The sequence below is a fragment of the Pseudomonas sp. AC172 genome, assembly GCF_979258595.1.
On record NZ_OZ409868.1, the window covers coordinates 1,573,566 to 1,591,455 of the forward strand.

Here is a 17,890-nt window from a genome sequence, read left to right on the forward strand (position 1 = left end):
TCTGCGCGTTTGAACATCTTTCGACTGACATCTGCCGAGCCATCGGCGGCCGACCATCTGCACAGCGAAGCCCGCGACTGGCTGGTCCTGCTGACCTCCGGCCGCGCCACCGTTGCCGACGCCCGTGCTCTGCGCGAATGGTGCGCGCAGAGTGCCGAGCATGCCCGCGCATTCGAAGAGGCCAAGCGGTTGTGGCAGCAACTGCAACCGGCCGTGGAGCAAATGCAGGCGCCGCGTGGGTTTGGCCGTCGTGCCTTTCTCGGCGGGGCGATTGCGGCGTCGGCGGGGTTTTTGCTGGTGCGCGGGACGATTCCTGGTGGTTTTGAAGGGTTGGGCGCTGACTACATTACTGAAGTCGGCCAGCAGCGCCGCTTTGAACCGGCGCAGGGTGTGAGCCTGGAGCTGAATACTCAGACGCGGATTAATCAGCGTGCCGTGTCTGACGGTGTGCAGGGGTTTGAACTGGTCAGTGGTGAGGTTGAAGTGCAGACGGCGCGGTTGCCGCTGGCGATGCAGGCTGGAGGAGGGTGGTTGCGCGCCAGTCAGGCGCGTTTCAACCTGCGCAACACTGATCAGCAAGTTTGCGTGACTTGCCTTGATGGCGCGGTTGAAGTGGATGTTGAGGGGCGTAGCCTGCGTCTTGAACCGGGGCAGCAGGTGACCTATGACGCGCGGCAGGTTGGCAGTGTGCAAAGCGTCGACACAGCCGTCGTGATGAACTGGCGCCAACAAGTGCTGGTCTTCAACGGCGCGACCCTCAGCCAGATGATCGACGAGATCAACCGCTACCGCCCCGGCATGTTGCTGCTGCTCAACCGCGAACTCGGCCAACGCCGCGTCCAGGCCCGCTTCAGCCTCGACCAACTCGCCGGCGTCGCACTGCTCATCCGCGACGCCTATGGCGTCAAATGCACCGAACTCCCCGGCGGCGTTGTCGTTTTGAGTTAGTGGGTTTTATTGGGTACATATCCGTTGCTGCGGTAACGGCGGCTTAGGGTTTCGCCCTTACGGCGACTCACTTTTTTTACAAACGCCTAAAAAAAGTAAGCAAAAAAACGCTTGCTCCTACGTCCGGCCCGCTCGCTGGGGCTCGGGGTTCCTTCGCTCCGGGATCCATCCGGGCGCATCGCCTACGGTTTGCTTCGCTGCACCTCCTCTCGATGCATTTGGCTGCGCCAAACGGTCGCTGCGCTCCCACCCCCGGATGAATCCCTCCACTCAGCCTTCCGACGTCGCCCGTGGATCAAGATCAAAAGCTGCAGCCGAGCTAACGCTCATCCTGTTGAGTGGGGCGGCTTTGCCGCAGGGTGTACGCAAATTAAAAACGGTGGGAGCGAGCCTGCTCGCGAAGACGGCCCTCCAGCCAACCCATCCCCAGCTGACTCCACCCAATCCCTGTGGGAGCTGGCTTGCCAGCGATGACGGCCTCACAGCCAACCAATCCCCAACTGACTACCCCCAATCGAATTGTAGGAGTGAGCCTGCTCGCGATAACGACCTCACAGCCAACCAACCTCCAACTGACTACCCCCAATCCCTGTGGGAGCTGGCTTGCCAGCGATGACGGCCTACCAGCCAACCAACCTCCAACTGACTACCCCCAATCCAATTGTGGGAGCGAGCCTGCTCGCGAAAGCGGACCATCAGCAACAACAATATCGCCTGACCCACCACATTCGGTCGCAAACCCCCTTCCACATTTAATTCATGGCCAGCAAATTACTCCAACGGCCCAATCACCTGCCGATACTTCTCCACCCCCTGCGCCGTCCCCCGACTCAACCGAATCTCCAACCCCAACGGATCCTCCCGCCGATTCCCGCTCAACTGCCGCCACCCCTTATCCACCTCCCAAACCCGCACCTGCACATCGCTGACATCACTCAAAACAGCAACCCCATTCCCAGGCGCCGGCAACGGATACCGACTCCGCGCCTCAGCCACCGCCCGATACAACGTGTCACCCTTGACCCACCACCGCACCCGCTGCAACGCCCCCGGCTGATCCGCCGCCGTACGAATAATGTCCAGCCGAAACCCCTTACTGTCGCTACTGCGCACAGTCAGAGCGGCCGGCGCCGTCACCGGCTCATCATCCACCCCAACCTTCTTCGGCTCGGTCAACTCAATCCCCGCCCGCATCTCCACATCCCGCTGCAACTGATTCAGCGCCCGCAACAAACCGTCACTCTGCTCACTGCTCGCCTGCAAATGACTGTCCGCCCGCGTGACACTGTCCAGCCCCCGCCAGGCAATCAAACTCACCACCGCCATCAACAAAATCGCGACCATCACCTCAATCAACGTAAACCCTTGCTGGCGCTTCATTGCAGGCTGATCCTTCCGCTGCCATCGCGCAGCACACTCAAGCGATTCAAGCCATCCGACAACGTCAGTTGCAGCGGCGGATTGATCCACTCAGCGTTCAGCACAACCTTCTGTTTCGGCTCCACCCGCACCTCCATCTTCGGACTCTGCCAGGCACGCGGCCGCAACTGCGGATCCTGCGCGAAATGATCAAACCCCTTGCCACTGTCACTGCGCCGACTAAAGCGAAACCCCTTGGCATCACTCACCCACACAATCGGTCGCCCATCCGCACGAGCCTCCGCCTGCGCCACCTGCAGCAACTGCGCCACACGCTCGGCATCCTTGCGCAGCAACTGCAGCGGATCGGGCTTGATACTCAGGCTGATCGCCGCACTGGCGATGCCGATGATCACCAGCACCACCATCAACTCGATCAGCGTAAAACCCTGTTGCCTGTTCATCGCGCGCGCGCTCCTTTGCGTCCTGCGCCATCGTGCACGGCCAACATGTAAGGCGTGTGAAATAAAACGGAGAGAATTGCCGCGTAGGCTGACAGCAGGGATAAAAAGGAGATTCAACCCATGACCTTCACCGCACGCGTTTCCCCACCCCAAATGGTTCAGGCCCTCGCACTGCTCGCCGCGCTGGTCGGCGTGGCGACATGGTCGTCGCTGCTGCTGACCTCCGCCGAATCACACACCCCGGCAGCGGCCCCGCAGTTGTTGGCGGCACGCAGTGATAGCCCGGCGTTGCAGTGGTTTTCCAATCAAACGGCGCCGATGGATATCAAGGTGAGCGGGGTGATGGCGGGGAGTCGGGGGGCGGTGGCGATACTGAGTCTGAACGATGGGCCGCCGAGGAGTTTTTTGCAGGGGGAGAACGTGGGGCCTGGGGTGAAGTTGGTGGCGGTGGAGCGGGATGGGGTGGTGATTGAGCAGGGTGGGGAGAGGGTGAGGTTGGGGGTGGAGAGGTTGGTGGAGGGGGTGGTGTTGCCGAAACTGACTCGGCCCTGATTTGCTGGTAAAGAGTACTTGCGTCTGTTTTCGGCCAGAAACGCATCGTTATGAGTGAACAATATCGGCCACTTCGTATCCTTGGAGATCGATGTAATACGACGGGTGGGGCGACCAGAAGAAAGCATAGCTTACGGCTTCAATCACTAATCAGAAGGCCCTGTATAGCGTATGAGATATTAAATGGCCATGATACTCTCGCGGCTCTATGTGCACTTCTGCTGAAATGCAGCAGACTAGGAATGGAATCAATCGAATGTCCCGGAAACCGGTAGTTTGGTATGCAGCAGGTCGAATTGAACGAGATCGAAATCGTTTCGGATTGGTTGAGTGCTCTCTTCTCGGTTTTGAGCAGGAGGCATGGAGTGCAACCCCAAAAGTTGTGGAGGAAACTGTTGAAGGAGTTACTTTCGCGTACTCGGGTCCTTGGACTGTAGGGTGCGATCACGGATGCGCCCATGTCGCAGGTGATCAGAACCCGTGGGCAAGCTCCAAATCGTCCGGAACATATGGCACCGGCACTCATGGAGCGGCGGAAAACTTTTGCTCATCGAATACAGGATCTGCTAATGCGGGGAGCGTCGTGTTCGAACGATCCCTGGCAGGCATCGCCAAAGCGGACGCAGTATTCGTGTGGCTGGAAGATGCGGAGTGTTATGGAACATTGCTTGAGATCGGGTATGCCTTTGCGCTGAAAAAGCCCATCTATCTCGCGCATGCTCCATGTGTATTATCTAACGGAGAGATGTGGTTCGCATTCAAGGCTGCCCGAAAGACTATGCAATCTCCGAATGCTCGAGACGCATTCCTCGCGGCCATCAAATATGTTGATGGTCTTAGTCAGGATTGATCCATCGCTCGCTATTCTGCCCCTGGATGAGCGCTCAGAGGTAGCAGGGAAATGAGACATTTCGACGTGTTCAAGGTTCGCGGCCACCGGCCCTTGCTGCTTAACTAACAACCCCAACATGCGCGCAGTCTGGAAAAATCACGATGTGGATCTCGGCGCGGAAGTCAGAGCGTGAACGATATCGTCCATTTTTGGAGCCGCTGTGAATCCCCAAAACGATGGCGTCTTTGTCAGGCTATCGGTAGCAGGCGGGGCTAAGAATGCAAGCGCACGGTGGAGCATCGCTTCGGTTAAGCCTTTAGATCCAATAACCAATAATTTGATGTATTTGTCATGGAGACAGCCGCGTGAGTGTCGTTGCAAGTCGTTATGAGCGTTTGGGACCTTTGCTCTCCCTCCTTTCTGATGAGGTCGTGCTTGCGCAAGCATGGAAAAAATCTGACTCGTATATTCGGCGACATAATTGGTATGCCGATATTCTGGAGTTGGAGCAGGTATCTCTCCTACTTCCTCAGACTCTAAGCATTTGGCAGCAGCAGATATCCTCAGGCGACCACGCTCTCGCTAATCCCTTACGCTTGGTCCCAGCACCTAAGAACGGGAAGTGGCATTTTCCGCCTAAAGCGGAAGGTGGAGACTGGAAGTTCAAGCCGACCCCCAAGGCGGACAACTCCGTTCAGGTAGAACCAGAGTTGCGACCGTTGGCCCACGTCAGTATTCGCGAGCAAGTTATGGCATCCGCCGTAATGCTCTGCATAGCTGACGCTGTAGAGACCTTGCAGGGCAATACCGACCCAGCCGCGTATGTCAGCAAAGCACATGCTAGGCAGCAAGTCTGCAGCTACGGTAATCGGCTATTTTGTGACTGGCAAAGTGATTCGGATGGGCGTCAACAGGCGAGGTTTCGCTGGGGAAATGGAACCACCTACTCGCAGTTTTTTGTCGACTATCAGCGCTTCCTAGAGCGTCCAGCCGAAGTATGCCGTGAAGCGCTTCCGACCCTACTGGATGAGCGACTTTTTGTAGTAAAACTTGATCTCGCGAAATTTTATGACTGTGTACATCAGCCTGCCGTAGTCACCCGCTTGCGCAGTATGTTCCAAAGTTATGCCTCGAAATTCGCTATTCCATATACGGCGTCAGTATCCGAACCGTTCTGGCTAGCCGCAGAGAATATTCTCCGCTGGGAGTGGCATGAAAAAGACATCGCCGATCGGGAGGAGTTGAAATTAGGGCTGCCCCAGGGATTGGTAGCTAGTGGTTTTTTTGCCAACGCCTATATGCATGATTTCGATCAAATGATTGTCGGTGGGTTACCCCTGCGCTCAGCTATTCCTATCAAAGTGAATGGCAGCACTGTGTCGGCGAGATTGATCGATTACTGTCGCTACGTAGACGACATGCGCTTGGTTGTGGCAATTCCTAACGAAGCCGCGAATAGCCTAGCGCTCGAGACCATCGCGAATGACTTAAGTGATTGGGCTAATCTTCAGCTTGATTGGTGCTTCAAGAATGCGCGAAATGGTCTGGAAGTAAAAAGGGAGAAGTCCGAGGTCATTGCATGGGAGGATTTCGCGGTTCAGGGGAGCACTTCCCGATTCATGCGCGGTGTAAACGGACAAATCAGTACAGCTCCAGACCCGGCCACGTTGTTGCAGGCTACTGGAAGTTTGGATCATCTTCTCTGGCTGGCAGATGCGCTAGAGGATGTTGGTGACGTCGATGAAAATCCGCTGGCTTTGGCTAGAATTTCACTCCCTAGAGCGGATGTTAGGGACGACACGGTAAAACGTTTCGCAGCCAATCGTCTGCGCCAGGTTTTAAGGATGCGCCGCAGCATGGCGGATCCAGAGTTGCCTGCCGAGGATGTGCTTGCCAACAGTGAAGTGAGTGAACGCCAAGCGCTTGATCATGAGATGGAGACAATCGCGCGAAAGCTTGTTGCGTGCTGGTCACGTAATCCTGCCTTGGCAAGCGTTCTCCGCTGTGGCCTAGACATTTTTCCTTCAGCGGAACTTTTACGGCCAGTACTGCAAGCCTTGCAACTGAAACTTAAGCGAGACGCCAATCCAGCCGAACGTGAGGTTTCGTTATTCGTATTATCGGATCTGCTCAGGGCGGGCGCGGTGGAAACTGGTATGCATCGCCCAGAAAGTTACCCGTCCTCGGCTGATATTAGTGGATACCGAAAAGAGCTATTGCAAGCGGCGCTAGAGATAGTCGCAGATGCTCAGTTGCCGTGGTATCTACACCAGCAAGCTGCTCTTTTCCTTGCGGTCATGCAGTACCCAGTTCTACTGCCGCCAGTGAAAGAGCTTGTCGCCTATAACGCTCTCCATGCTGCGTTGCGCTTTACACCCCCTTTAACGGCAGATATCTCGACCTCGCTCACGGCCGGGCTGCTGGTTTTGCGTATTACCGGCCAGCGCGACAAGTTTGTTATTTGGCTTGGTACATGGCTACAGACACTCCCCATCAAGGATGCCAACAAACTTATTGATGACATCGCAATGATCGAGCCGAAAGTCTTGGGTGAGCTTCATGCAGCATGGATTGGCAGAGGTAAAGTTGGCTGGGTGAAACATGCCGATCGATATCTTTATCCTCCCCAGCCCCAAGATTACTCCGTTCGAGTTCAAGATTGGCGTGGCGGTAAGCGGTCGTTGCTTGCGATAGTTTCACACCCTGATAACCCGTTCGTTCAAGAAAATGCGTTGCTTAAGTTAACAGCAGAGCTTCTGAAAGCTACGCCCCTTGGGGTTCTTGATAATGATGGAGTAAGTTTGGAATGGCTATCGGTCGAGTGCGCGGACTGGAGTAGAATTCAAGACCCGGCTACTCCAATCACATTGTCATTCAAGGCACCGAACAAGATAGTGCAACCTTGGAACGAGAAACCTTCATGGTGCTCGGATGAACTGGCTTGGGCCTACCGCCTAGGGCGTCTAATGCGCTCCGCCATCGTCGGAGAAAATGACTTTACCACTCGTTTCTTCCCGCTGCGTGAGGAGCAATTTGATCGCTATCGCGGCATTCAAAGCAGTTGGTACAAACGCCGCTTGGGCTTGATGCCGCTTAACCGTGGTTTGGGCGAAGAACCTACACCCATTTCGCCTTGGCTCAACGAATTGGTCATGCGACTTCTGCAGTGGCCCGGGCTGGAGATCAATCGGAACGTCGTTGTCGGGTTTTATGAAGTCGTTGCCCCGGCCGATTTGCTCATATTGGTCAAGGCGCGGCTGGCAGAGCAAGGACGTCTATTCGGGAGGCAATCCAATCTTCCGGCTTATTTGTTGCCTATCGAGTGCGTTACCACAACTAGTTTGTCCGCTTTCAAGGTCGCGTTGGTTCAGTCTCTGATGCCTAGGGACGTAGATTTTTCAGAAGCTGATCCACTACATTGGACAGAACCTTATCGAGCTAGACACAGAGCGCACTTGGCTTCGATGTGCCGCTTGATCGGTCAACAACTAGCTGCCGCGCGCTTTGCTAACCGAAAAGCTTCCTCACAGCGTAAAGCTCAATTGGACTTGATTGTGTTCCCTGAGCTTTCCATCCATCCCGACGACATGTGGCTGTTACATCGACTTTCAGACAGCACGGGTGCAGTGATATTTGCGGGCCAGACCTTTGTCCATCACTCCTATCTCAAAAAGCCTATCAACCGAGGTGTATGGCTACTGCGTCAAGAGAGTGCTGCAGGCCGACAGATTGTTTGCGCTTATCAAGGAAAAGAGTATGGAATTCCATGGGAAAAGAGAGCTGGGGTGGCCGGGCACCGACCATATCAAGTGATCGTCGAGTTTAAGGATGCCCGGGGCATAACAGCGAGGCTAACTGGCGCTATTTGCTATGACGCGACTGATCTGAAACTCGCGGCCGATATGCGTGACATCACTGACGGCTTTGTGATCGCGGCCCTTAATAAGGACATCGGAACGTTCGACACTATGGCCACCGCCCTGCAGTTTCATATGTACCAACCTGTGATGCTTACCAATACAGGGCAGTACGGTGGGTCTAACGCTCAGGCACCGTTCAAAGCGCATCATGAGCGGCAGATTGCACATGTGCATGGGAACAATCAGGCAGTTGTCAGCATATTTGAGGTAGACCTACTAGCATTTCAAAACAGTGTAAATGCGGAACTGGCGAAAGAGAGGAAGGCTGCACCTGCTGGGTTCAGAGGAAGAAACTAAGCAAGGATGGCCTTTCACGAGTGTTAGGTCTTGGGCGAAAGCTGCTATTCGCGCCCAGCTCCTTTTGGACGAAAGCGGTCTCTAAAGCGGCTGCTTTCGGCCAAAAGCGGATGGTGAAAATCTAGTCTTGAGGATCAGCACTTGACGTCCCACGTTTACATTCTGCATGACCTAAAACACCCTAGATTCAAGATTGGCAAAGCGAACAAAATACTCGCTAGAGCTCGGAGTTTTCGGTGGGAGTCGATTGATTTTCATCAGTCACTAGGCGTTCGCCTAACGTCAGAAACCGATGCGTATACCTTAGAAAAAATCTTACACCGCACCTTCCGCCTCGCTAGCATTAATCCTCTCGAGGTGGTCGCGAATGGAGGAAGCGTAGACGGCGCAAGTGAATGGTTCAACACCAGTTGCTTGCCGCGCTTGCTGCAATATTTGAAGGACAACCAGGACCTCCATCCTCACGTAATGGTCAGTGGAGGGGAGCTTGTTGCGCTGCTCGAAAGGCAGCTTCAGCCTTCACAAGCTAATATCGCTCGCGAGCAGCTTAAAAAAGAAAAGGAAGCGCGTCGTATTGAGCGCGAGGCGGAACTCATTGCGTTCCGACGCACGCAACTGGATGGCCTCCGGGCAAGTCTAAAGATAGTTCATCCGAAGGTGGCCCAAGAGCTGGAGCGCCAAAAACAGAACGGCAATATCGTTGGAATCTGCGATACAAGCTTGGGATCGTACTTGGTGCTTGCTAATAAAGCGCCACTGCCATCAGGCGCTTCGTTGTGGGGACTGGAGCCACTATCGACGCACTACGAGTACCCACGTGGTGGTGGTTCGATAATGAGTAGCTTCAGCCAAATGACTTGGCCGGAGGGAACAATCTCTAAAGTCGGACTGCCCCGGGGTTGCATGCGTGAAGATTTAATCTCTGAAACAGATGAAATTATCTATCAGGTTTTCCGAGAAGAGTTCGAATGGTTAAATCAGCTACAGCGCATTCCTGAAGAATGGGTGAGCGCAATTTTTCCCCGCGGCCTTTTCTTGACCCCATCATCAGACAATCACCAAAGCAAGCGTGCTATGGAAAATGTAATGGCAGCCTTATTGAAGGCCAAGTGCTGGTAGCGGAGTCCATTGTAGGTCTCTTGATTTGGTATCTGGAACCTTAATCTGAATGTGTGAACCACGCAGGGAAGGGGCTGATGCACACACGCAGCAGTATTCAAAAGCACATAGTTCAGAATGGTGAGAAGGTCAGTAGGTGGCGAACTTGGGCAGAGTTAAAGGAGAGGCAGGAAACTCCCTTACTGCAAGAGAATATTCCTTCTGGTTACTCGAATTGGTTTGCTGTGGTGAGAGGCTATTCGATATGGTGGATCTACGCAGACACATCTGACTGTGGCGTCTGGAGCAGTCAGGGAATGGCCATTACCGGATTTAGAATCGACTACGACGAATCCCTTGCGCAGAAGCTCTATGAACTGGTTTATGAGCGCATAGTGGAGAAGTAATGACGCCGCTTTCGTTACTGAAGGAGAAACCCAGCATAATAATAGAGACGCATTGAGAAAAAAGCGGTTACTCCGCTTGTCTGCGCTCCGAGTGGACCGCTGCAAGCAGCCTTACCCCCAACATCCTACGCTGGGCCGTGCCATTTGCTCTTTGGAAGAGATTCGCTTTCTCAATTTCATATTGAGCCAATGTGCTTGTGATGTAGTCATCCAAGCTCTTAATCCACTGGCCATCGCTGCAAAAGGAAAAGGCTTTTCCCCAACCCAAGATTACTCGGTCGAGATTCTGTAGTGCGCCAGAATAGGATCCCTTTGGGGATAAAGCTCCAGCTTCGACACTGAATTTCATCATGCGTATCGATGCGTCTAAATCGGATCTGATCCGTTTCTTGAATCGCTCCCTAGTAGCAGTAGAAGGTTGGACCAATCCCGCCGAAACGAAGCAGCCTAAGAAATCGAATCCTTTAGCTGTATGGCCCCTTGAAGCTTTGCCGCTTGTTGCTGTTGGCAGGTATGCTTCAAGTGAGAGCTTTTTGAGTTCAGCCTGTGCCTTTCTAAAAGCACGATCCACACAGCCCATGTCCTTGCCAAGGATCAGGAAATCATCGATGTACCGAAGACAAGTGACTTCACCATCGTTCATGGCTCTGTCAAAGTCATGAAGGTACAAATTGGCTATGAGTGGGGATAAAGGGGATCCCTGAGCTACACCTTCCACCCCGATAGGGAAAATCTCATACAGACCCTGTCGTCGAAGTACGTCAATGTTCGCGAGGTCTGTGGTAATCGCTGCTTGGAATAATGCAATCGTGTCAGGGCATATGATGTGAGGTGCCACGAGTCTCATCACACGAGCCTTGTCAATCCTAGTGAAGAACTCAGCAATATCTGACCTGATATGGAAAGCTGCTCCTTTGGCAATTGCGTCTTTGGTGTCGGCTATTGCCATCGAGACCCGTTTATTTTTTATGCCTCCGTAGCTCGTGGGGGTAGACATCGCCTCTTTCACCAACTTAATACGGGATAAGGCGTCAAGTAGGGCCCGCTGGACAATTCGGTTGGGTATGGGTGAAAGCACAATCGGGCGAGAATTTCCGTTGGCTTTAGTTTTCGCCACGCCGGTCTGCTTCTGGAATCTAAAAGTCTTCTTGGATAGCGCACGTTGGATTTCTGAAAGCGACCGGGGGAGTTGGCTCTCGAAATCCTTGGCTTCGTTTCGGATAGTTTCGGATGATGAGGCAAGGGCGCTTTCTTTGACCTTCCTCCAAGCCGAATACAACGAATCCCCACTATAGATCCTACGGTAAAGCGACGAGGCCACAAAAACTCCTTGTTTGTCGGGAGACACCAGTGAACTCTCACCCAACTGCTACAGGGGACCTTCAACCTTCGGGAGACCGCGAAGCCTTAACGGCGATCTTGGTCGCGACCCGGACAGCAACCTCCGAAGAGAGAAGGCTGGCGTCTGTCAAACTTGGTTCAGTGCTGTGAGGCGGCTGCACCAGCAAGCAGGCGAGGCTGATCGCAGTCACGAAACTCCGTGATGCGGTGAGCGCCAAGCTGGCACGTTTTTGCATAAACGCATGATTACCTCCAAAGATTCCGTCAAAACACGATAAATCGTAGCTTTTTGGGCCTCGCGGTTGAACTCGCGCCATGCGCCAGGTTGGCACGTTTTTGCACAATCGCACATTGTCCTCCGAAGGCCCCGCAAAGGTGAAAATCGTACCTTTTTGGACTTCGCGGTCAAGCGCACGCCGTGCGGCTGAACATCGAACACCGCGCTGAAAGTAAAGCTGCTAACCGTCTGGTGACCCCAACGTACAGACAGAGTTACGGTTATTGACGCAGCAGTCGAGCGATGCCCTTTACCTTCGGGAGACCGCGAAGCCTTAACGGCGATCTTGGTCGCGACCCGGACAGCAACCTCCGAAGAGAGATGGCTGGCGTCTGTCAAACTTGGTTCAGTGCTGTGAGGCGGCTGCACCAGCAAGCAGGCGAGGCATCCCGATGTTAATCAGCGGCGAGGCCAAAAGCCATCTATTTGGTGGCTTGTTTATTGAAAAGCGATAGATGAGGATTAGGTTCACAAGACTGCTCGCAAAAAATATAGCGAATGCAAATGCCCCAATCAGGCGCCAAACCCTAAGGCCAGCGATAGCCGCTTACAGCACGAGCTCTAATGCGATACGGATCGGTCAATACCAGAGCAGCATCAACTACCTGAGTCTGGCTGATACGACTGGCAATCTCAGCCATTTTTTTTGCGTGTTCGAATAAAGGGACAGGTCCGCTGAGGGATCCGAGACGCAATGAGGGTCCCTATAAACGCAAATGTTTAAAAAGACATCTCTACACACTCTCTCAGGCTACATATCCTTGCGCCTTTGCCTACAGCTACGCCAGAATCCGCCGGCTTGTGCGCTTTGTACCTGGTCTTTATCGTCTACGTGTCGCTGGCAACCCAGCGACCGGGTTTAGCGACCCGACCAGGTATAAGTACAACGACGCTCCAGCTTGTCGCAGACGTTTGCGACGACGATATGGTGGCTGTGCGTGGGAGACCTTCGGGTCTGCCGGGTCTTATACCTCTCGGTTCGCTAACCCGCGTACAGCTGCCACCCTTACTTGTTTAGCGACAGGTGTTGGTGGTTCCACCAGGTATAAATTTGGAGCTTCACCATGATCAAACCAACACCCAATCCGCCCGAAACTGCCTCGGTTTCCCCCTACGAATCCATCGATTCCAGAAAACTCCACGAAGCCGCCGACCGCGCGCTCGACCATTACCTCTGTCCGCCCGGTTCCACGCCGCCCCCACGTAAAAACCGTGGGATGTACGCCGTGACGGCGGACAACAAAACCGAAGAACTGCTGGTCGATGCCAGTGCAACACTCGCTTCGGCCAAAACCATAGCCCAGAACGTCTCCAGTCTGTTGCCGGCATCGCAGCGCCATGCGCTGGCGGGGATTGCGCAGTTGATCATGCTCGGGGAGTTGGCGGTGAATCGGGCGCTGGATAACTTACAGTTGCCGGAGTGATGCGGGTGTCGGGATCACTTGGTGAATAATCGGGTGTTCATTCTGGCGCCTTCGCGAGCAGGCTCGCTCCCACCTTTGAGCGTGTTCCAAGGTGGGAGCGGGCTGGCTCTTCAGCCGCGATAAATGTCGAGACGATGTACGCGTATCTGTACCGGCGAATGGCGGGGTTTTTTCTTTGCGTCAGTCGACTGCCAGGTTGTCCCGCGCCCACTGTTCAGCCGTAGTGACCTGAATCGACTGCTGTTCGTTGAACGTCCCCGCTTTAGGCCACGCCACACCTCTGCCTTGGGCAAATACGGCGCGGTATTTTTTGATGTGGTGAGTGGGGTCTTTTTCCAGTTCCTGCATCAGGTACGGAACCGTCCAGACGTTACGCTTGAACGGACGCCCCAGCACACGTTCAAGCAGGCTCGCCACTTGTCCATACGTCACCGTGTCGCCAGACAGGTAGACGATCTCATTGCGAAATCGCGGTTCGAAGAAAACGATGTCCGCTGTCAGCTTGCCGATGTCCTCCGGTGTCGTGAGCGTCACGCTGGTTTCCAGGCTGCCCAAGGCGTTGACGGTGTCGCTCTCAAAATCGACGACCTCAAAGACCGGCTCGAACAGAAAACTGGTGAACATGCCGGTCGAGATGATCACCCATTCGGTTTTATCCTGAGCGCGGAGCAACTCGCGCACGTCGAGTTGCGCATCGAACAAGTCCTGCGGGCTGCCCCGGCCAATCACTTCGAAATCGACGCCAAACTGCCAGGGGAAGTAGCGCTTCACGCCGGACCTGAGCGCTGCTGTTGCCAGTTTCATCGGTGTTTCGCGGCCCGCGACCATGCCGGCGCAGCCTATGACGGTGTCGAATGCTGCGAACACTTCGGCCAGTTGATCGATGGAATCGTTAACCAGGTCTGCAGCGACTAGCTGGATGCCCAGACTGCGCAGTTCATCGATTTCCCGCTTTTTCTCGGGGGCTTGCGTGTTGATGGTCGAGTCCCTGAGCATGACGCTGATGGTGCTGCCGGGCGAGAGTTTTGCTACCCGCGCAAGATTGCGCAGCACCGGCAGGCCGAGTTCGCCGGCGCCGAGTACGAGAATGGATTGTGGGGAAGGGTGAGTCGCTGGGGTCATGATGTTTCCTGAGATTCGTCGTCTGTATGATCTGCCGATGCTGGCACGATTGCGCAGCGCTCAGAAGAAGGCACACGCGTGATACCAGGGGGACACATGACCGATGAGGAAATCATTAGCCAGGCAGAAGCGATCTGCCAGACGCTAAGACGAGACGAAGATGGCGTGCGGCGCGAAGTCCTGGCGCACGCCGGTAGCCGCTGGTCACTGGGTATCCTGCATACCCTGGGTGTGTACGGCACGATGCGTCATACCGAGATCAAACGGCAAATGACGGGCGTGACTCAGCGCATGTTGACCAAGACGCTGCGCGCGCTGGAACGCGATGGTCTGCTGATACGGCGGGAGTTGGATCAAGTGCCGCCCCATGTTGAGTACGAGTTGACGGCGTTGGGGATGGAGCTGTTGGTTCGTATGTCGCCGATTTGGACTTGGGTTGTGCAGCACGTGGATGATTTTCGCGAGGCGCGTCGGGTGTTTGATGGTCAGAGTGGGAAAAAGCCTTCGTGGCAGGTTCCGGTGGTGGGGCTGGTTGATTCAGAAGGGGCTGATTGAACGCTCGTGTCATTGAATGGTTCGCGCCCCAGAAATCAGCGGCGGATCTATTCAAGAAGGCAGGTGATAGACCACCACCCTCACGGGTGATGGTTGATTGCTTAACGCAGGTTAGATATTCGGGGTGTAAGAGAAACTCTGCGAAGCTTCGGTATCGGTGAATGGCGTAACGCGAGTTTTCTTGTTGAACAGGCCATTGACGACCGAGCCGGGGAACATTTCCACGGTGTTGTTGAACAGTTCGACGTTGCGGTTGTAGATGGTGATGGCTGCGCCGACGTTCTCTTGTTGTTCGGCAATTTCACGCATCATGTTGTTCGCCGCTTCTGATGCTTTCAGGTCAGGGTAGGCCTCGAAAGCGATGCGCAAGCCACCCATCAGCTCTCTCGAGGCGGTTTCAACTTTTGTGAGGGCATGGCCGTCTGCTCCAGCAGGCAGGGCGTGGACCGCGCTGCGCAGGCCGGTGATCTTTTCGAGGAGGCTGGCCTCAAAGACCATGAAGTCGGCGAGCACCTTTTGAAGCTGATCGAGCACCTTGGTCTTTTGGCGTTCGTAAACGAGGACGTCCGACCATGCACGTTGTACTGCGTTGTGTCCCCCGATGATGTCGTTGTAGATGCCCACGCCCACTAAGATGATGACGACGGCGATCACAGCGGAGAGGATGAGTGCAATGTCCATGGCTTACTTCTCTTTGCGTTTTTTTGGGGGAGTGGCGGTCAAGGTAAAGTTGTCATCGTGCAGTTCAGTGAGTGCATGGCTCCATTGGAGCACAGACATCAGGCGCGGCAGATCGACACCTGCATCAATCTCTGCGTAAAACTCGTTGGGTGAAGCCAGCGAATACTCGCTACCGAACGCGAGCAGATCGCTGCTCGCGAAGCTGAGGCAGAGCTTGCCCTTGTCGGAGAACTCCAGGTTCGGACGATGGAGGATGTCGAACAGCTTCAGCAAGTGGAGCACTGTCGAAGGTTTGATGAATTTCGCGCAGAGTATCTCGCTCTGCCCAGTCAAACAGAACGCTTTATTAAAGTCCGGAGATGCCGTGTCCATCGGCCATGAGTAGTCGTTCTCTGATTGGTCATCAGATCTGACCGATATCCCTGTGACCCAGGGAAAGTCGATGACCAAACTGTACCGGTCGTAGTGGTCATACACTACTCGCGTCTCCGTTTTGGTTTTGCCGTCTTTGTCGGTCACCGTGACTTGCACCGTTCGTTTGTTGACGTAGTGCAGTTGGCGGTAATTGTAAGGAAGCTCACGCAGTGTGCCGGTAAATACTCCCTCTATCGATTCGACAAACTCTCGGCTGTAGTTGCCTCGAGTGTAGTCACCAAATTGCGCATCCAGTTCGTCGAGGGTCCAGTCCGAGTCTTCTTCCAGGAACATCAACCCGTTGTGGAAGTAGGAGGACAGTTCAGCAATTCTTCGGCTGAGCGATGGCAAGCGATCAGCTTTGGATGTCATCCAATTGATGCTCCCAACGGCGAACCCGATGCCTAGCACACCAGTGACTGCGCCGACCAAGCCAGGCTCAATGTGCAGACGTTGAAAAAAAGAAACGACGGAATAGGTATTCATATACCCAAAAAGGACTACAGCGCCCGCAATCAATAGCAGGCCAGTACCGAAAAAACACCATGCGCGTGTGCAATTGAATTTGAGCGGGCCATCGTAGGAGGCGAACTCGTGGATCACCTTCAATAGGTCGGCTGTGGATTCAGCACTGTCAATATTGGCTTCGCTCACAGTCAGCAACTCATTCAGTCGCGCGTTCTGCGATGTGTTGGGCCTGTAGACATCCATCAACGAGAGCACGGGAGAATACTCACGACAGCGTAGGGCGGCTCGAAGCAAGCGGGTCGAAGGTTTGCAGACTCAATTGGAAGAGCGGGTGATTCAGGGATGCCTGGTGCGGGAGCAATGGCCCAGATTGTGGATTTGGTTCTATTCATAATCTGTCAGAAATTTGGAAAAGGAGGGGACGATACCATTGTCATGGCAATGATGGCTTCTGGCCGGTCTCAGTTTCTGTAGATGATTCTTCCGGGATGGGGGGCAAAAGCTACCCTCACCCCAGCCCTCTTCCGGGGGGAGAGGGGGCCGACCGAGGTATCTTGCGGGGTACATCGACCTGAAAGATCTTGGCGATTATGGTTTGGTGAAGGGCCTTCGATTTGGCTTTGTGAGCTTGGCCATTTTGGATTCAATGAATGGCTTTCAAGTCGGTGTAGCTCTCGAATTTCCCCGAACCGGTCCCCTCTACCTATGGGCGGTCCGACGTTTCGGGAGGGCTAGGGTGAGGGGCTTTCGGTTCGCGACAACAAGGTCTCCAGCCTGGCCAACGGCGGCGCATCCTGGTTGCGGTCAAACACCTGAATCCCAACCTTGAGCAACCGCCCATTTTCCGCCGCACCAATCACCTGCTCACATCGCAACAACAACCGCCCCTGATCACACTCCTGCGCCTTCATACCCATCGGCAACTTGCCTTCCAGGCGCAGCTCGGCCATGCGGCTTTGCGCCGCCAACATTGCAACCGACCGATCCCTTAAAACCCCGCTACTCTGCGTCATCAACCCCGCCACGCGCACAGCCGCCGACATCGCCACGGCAATAATCGCCAGCGCCACCAGCACCTCAATCAGGGTGAAACCCTCTTCCCGCGAACGCGCACGCATACATGGCCCAAAGCCAAAACCCAGCCCTCGACGCTAACCCGCGTGCTTGACGGCTTGACGACGAAAACACCCGAGGATTTTCAACATCACTGACATATCTTCTTGCAACACTGCGCGTCGAATCGAATCAAGCTAGGGATTGTCGAGATGGATATCGCACCTTTCAAATCGCTTCAGCAACCGATGCGCAGGCCGCGTGGGCAGCAGGGTTTTACCCTGATCGAGATCATGGTGGTCGTGGTGATTTTGGGGATTCTGGCGGCGATGGTGGTGCCCAAGGTGCTGGACCGGCCGGATCAGGCGCGGGCGACGGCGGCGAAGCAGGATATTGGTGGGTTGATGCAGGCGTTGAAGTTGTATCGCCTCGATCACGGCACTTATCCGAGCATGAATCAGGGGCTGAAGGTGTTGGTGGAGCGGCCGGCGGATGCGAAGAACAGCAATTGGCGCTCGTACCTGGAGCGCTTGCCGAACGATCCGTGGGGACGTCCTTATCAGTACCTCAACCCCGGCGCCAATGGCGAGATCGACATCTTTTCCCTCGGTGCCGACGGTCAGCCTGACGGCGACGGCGTGAATGCCGATATCGGTTCCTGGCAGTTGTAAGGCCGGG

At 54.8% G+C, this 17,890-nt stretch carries 16 protein-coding genes; 9 read left to right on the forward strand and 7 right to left on the reverse strand.

What is annotated here, in order from left to right; genetic code table 11:
- The first annotated feature begins 9 nt into the window (after window positions 1-9).
- The gene (locus ACZ0A4_RS07175) at window positions 10-948 is read left to right on the forward strand and encodes a FecR family protein (protein WP_463573797.1); all 939 of its coding nucleotides are present in this window, start codon (window positions 10-12) and stop codon (window positions 946-948) included.
- 771 nt (window positions 949-1,719) lie between these two features.
- On the opposite strand, the gene ACZ0A4_RS07180 is transcribed toward ACZ0A4_RS07175, so the two are convergent.
- Both ACZ0A4_RS07180 and gspH read right to left on the reverse strand, forming a co-directional pair.
- Window positions 1,720-2,328 carry a prepilin-type N-terminal cleavage/methylation domain-containing protein gene (locus ACZ0A4_RS07180; RefSeq protein ID WP_463573799.1) on the reverse strand — a complete coding sequence of 203 codons (609 nt, stop codon included), beginning with the start codon at window positions 2,326-2,328 and terminating at the stop codon, window positions 1,720-1,722.
- Window positions 2,325-2,771 (reverse strand): type II secretion system minor pseudopilin GspH, encoded by a 447-nt coding sequence (gene gspH, locus ACZ0A4_RS07185; RefSeq protein ID WP_007913940.1) that lies wholly within the window; start codon window positions 2,769-2,771, stop codon window positions 2,325-2,327. The genes ACZ0A4_RS07180 and gspH overlap by 4 nt, the downstream gene beginning before the upstream one ends.
- Window positions 2,772-2,891: 120 nt before the next feature.
- Between gspH and ACZ0A4_RS07190 the strand changes: the two genes are divergently transcribed.
- From ACZ0A4_RS07190 to ACZ0A4_RS07210, 5 genes are all read left to right on the forward strand, one after another.
- Entirely contained in the window at window positions 2,892-3,323 is a 432-nt protein-coding gene (locus ACZ0A4_RS07190; protein ID WP_463573801.1) for a type II secretion system protein N, read from the forward strand.
- A gap of 256 nt (window positions 3,324-3,579) precedes the next feature.
- Window positions 3,580-4,173 carry a nucleoside 2-deoxyribosyltransferase gene (locus tag ACZ0A4_RS07195; RefSeq protein ID WP_463573802.1) on the forward strand — a complete coding sequence of 198 codons (594 nt, stop codon included), beginning with the start codon at window positions 3,580-3,582 and terminating at the stop codon, window positions 4,171-4,173.
- Between the two features lie 347 nt (window positions 4,174-4,520).
- The gene (locus ACZ0A4_RS07200) at window positions 4,521-8,372 is read left to right on the forward strand and encodes an RNA-directed DNA polymerase (RefSeq protein ID WP_463573803.1); all 3,852 of its coding nucleotides are present in this window, start codon (window positions 4,521-4,523) and stop codon (window positions 8,370-8,372) included.
- Between the two features lie 141 nt (window positions 8,373-8,513).
- Entirely contained in the window at window positions 8,514-9,491 is a 978-nt protein-coding gene (locus ACZ0A4_RS07205; protein ID WP_463573804.1) for a GIY-YIG nuclease family protein, read from the forward strand.
- Window positions 9,492-9,568: 77 nt separating this feature from the next.
- Window positions 9,569-9,877, forward strand: a complete 309-nt coding sequence (locus ACZ0A4_RS07210) for a hypothetical protein (RefSeq protein WP_463573805.1) — start codon at window positions 9,569-9,571, stop codon at window positions 9,875-9,877.
- Window positions 9,878-9,944: 67 nt separating this feature from the next.
- Here the strand turns inward: ACZ0A4_RS07210 and ACZ0A4_RS07215 are convergent, their stop codons facing one another.
- The gene (locus ACZ0A4_RS07215; protein ID WP_463573806.1) at window positions 9,945-11,225 is read right to left on the reverse strand and encodes a reverse transcriptase domain-containing protein; all 1,281 of its coding nucleotides are present in this window, start codon (window positions 11,223-11,225) and stop codon (window positions 9,945-9,947) included.
- A 1,334-nt stretch (window positions 11,226-12,559) separates the two neighbouring features.
- On the opposite strand from ACZ0A4_RS07215, the gene ACZ0A4_RS07220 reads away from it, so the two are divergent.
- Window positions 12,560-12,919, forward strand: coding sequence for a DUF6124 family protein (locus ACZ0A4_RS07220; RefSeq protein WP_034155636.1), 360 nt, complete (start codon window positions 12,560-12,562; stop codon window positions 12,917-12,919).
- Between the two features lie 180 nt (window positions 12,920-13,099).
- Here ACZ0A4_RS07220 and ACZ0A4_RS07225 read toward each other — a convergent pair whose 3' ends face one another.
- The gene (locus tag ACZ0A4_RS07225) at window positions 13,100-14,041 is read right to left on the reverse strand and encodes an aromatic alcohol reductase (RefSeq protein ID WP_463573807.1); all 942 of its coding nucleotides are present in this window, start codon (window positions 14,039-14,041) and stop codon (window positions 13,100-13,102) included.
- Window positions 14,042-14,137: 96 nt separating this feature from the next.
- Here ACZ0A4_RS07225 and ACZ0A4_RS07230 point away from each other — a divergent pair, with 96 nt between their 5' ends.
- Window positions 14,138-14,596: a winged helix-turn-helix transcriptional regulator gene (locus tag ACZ0A4_RS07230; protein ID WP_463573808.1), complete on the forward strand. Its 459-nt coding sequence runs from the start codon at window positions 14,138-14,140 to the stop codon at window positions 14,594-14,596.
- Between the two features lie 111 nt (window positions 14,597-14,707).
- On the opposite strand, the gene ACZ0A4_RS07235 is transcribed toward ACZ0A4_RS07230, so the two are convergent.
- The 3 genes from ACZ0A4_RS07235 to gspI all read right to left on the reverse strand — a co-directional run bounded on the left by ACZ0A4_RS07235 (window position 14,708) and on the right by gspI (window position 17,277).
- Window positions 14,708-15,277 (reverse strand): LemA family protein, encoded by a 570-nt coding sequence (locus ACZ0A4_RS07235; protein ID WP_463573809.1) that lies wholly within the window; start codon window positions 15,275-15,277, stop codon window positions 14,708-14,710.
- Window positions 15,278-15,280: 3 nt separating this feature from the next.
- Window positions 15,281-16,345, reverse strand: coding sequence for a hypothetical protein (locus ACZ0A4_RS07240; protein WP_463573810.1), 1,065 nt, complete (start codon window positions 16,343-16,345; stop codon window positions 15,281-15,283).
- Window positions 16,346-16,890: 545 nt separating this feature from the next.
- Window positions 16,891-17,277: a type II secretion system minor pseudopilin GspI gene (gspI, locus tag ACZ0A4_RS07245; protein ID WP_463573812.1), complete on the reverse strand. Its 387-nt coding sequence runs from the start codon at window positions 17,275-17,277 to the stop codon at window positions 16,891-16,893.
- A 147-nt stretch (window positions 17,278-17,424) separates the two neighbouring features.
- On the opposite strand from gspI, the gene gspG reads away from it, so the two are divergent.
- Window positions 17,425-17,883, forward strand: a complete 459-nt coding sequence (gene gspG / locus ACZ0A4_RS07250) for a type II secretion system major pseudopilin GspG (RefSeq protein ID WP_102358218.1) — start codon at window positions 17,425-17,427, stop codon at window positions 17,881-17,883.
- Window positions 17,884-17,890 lie beyond the last annotated feature (7 nt).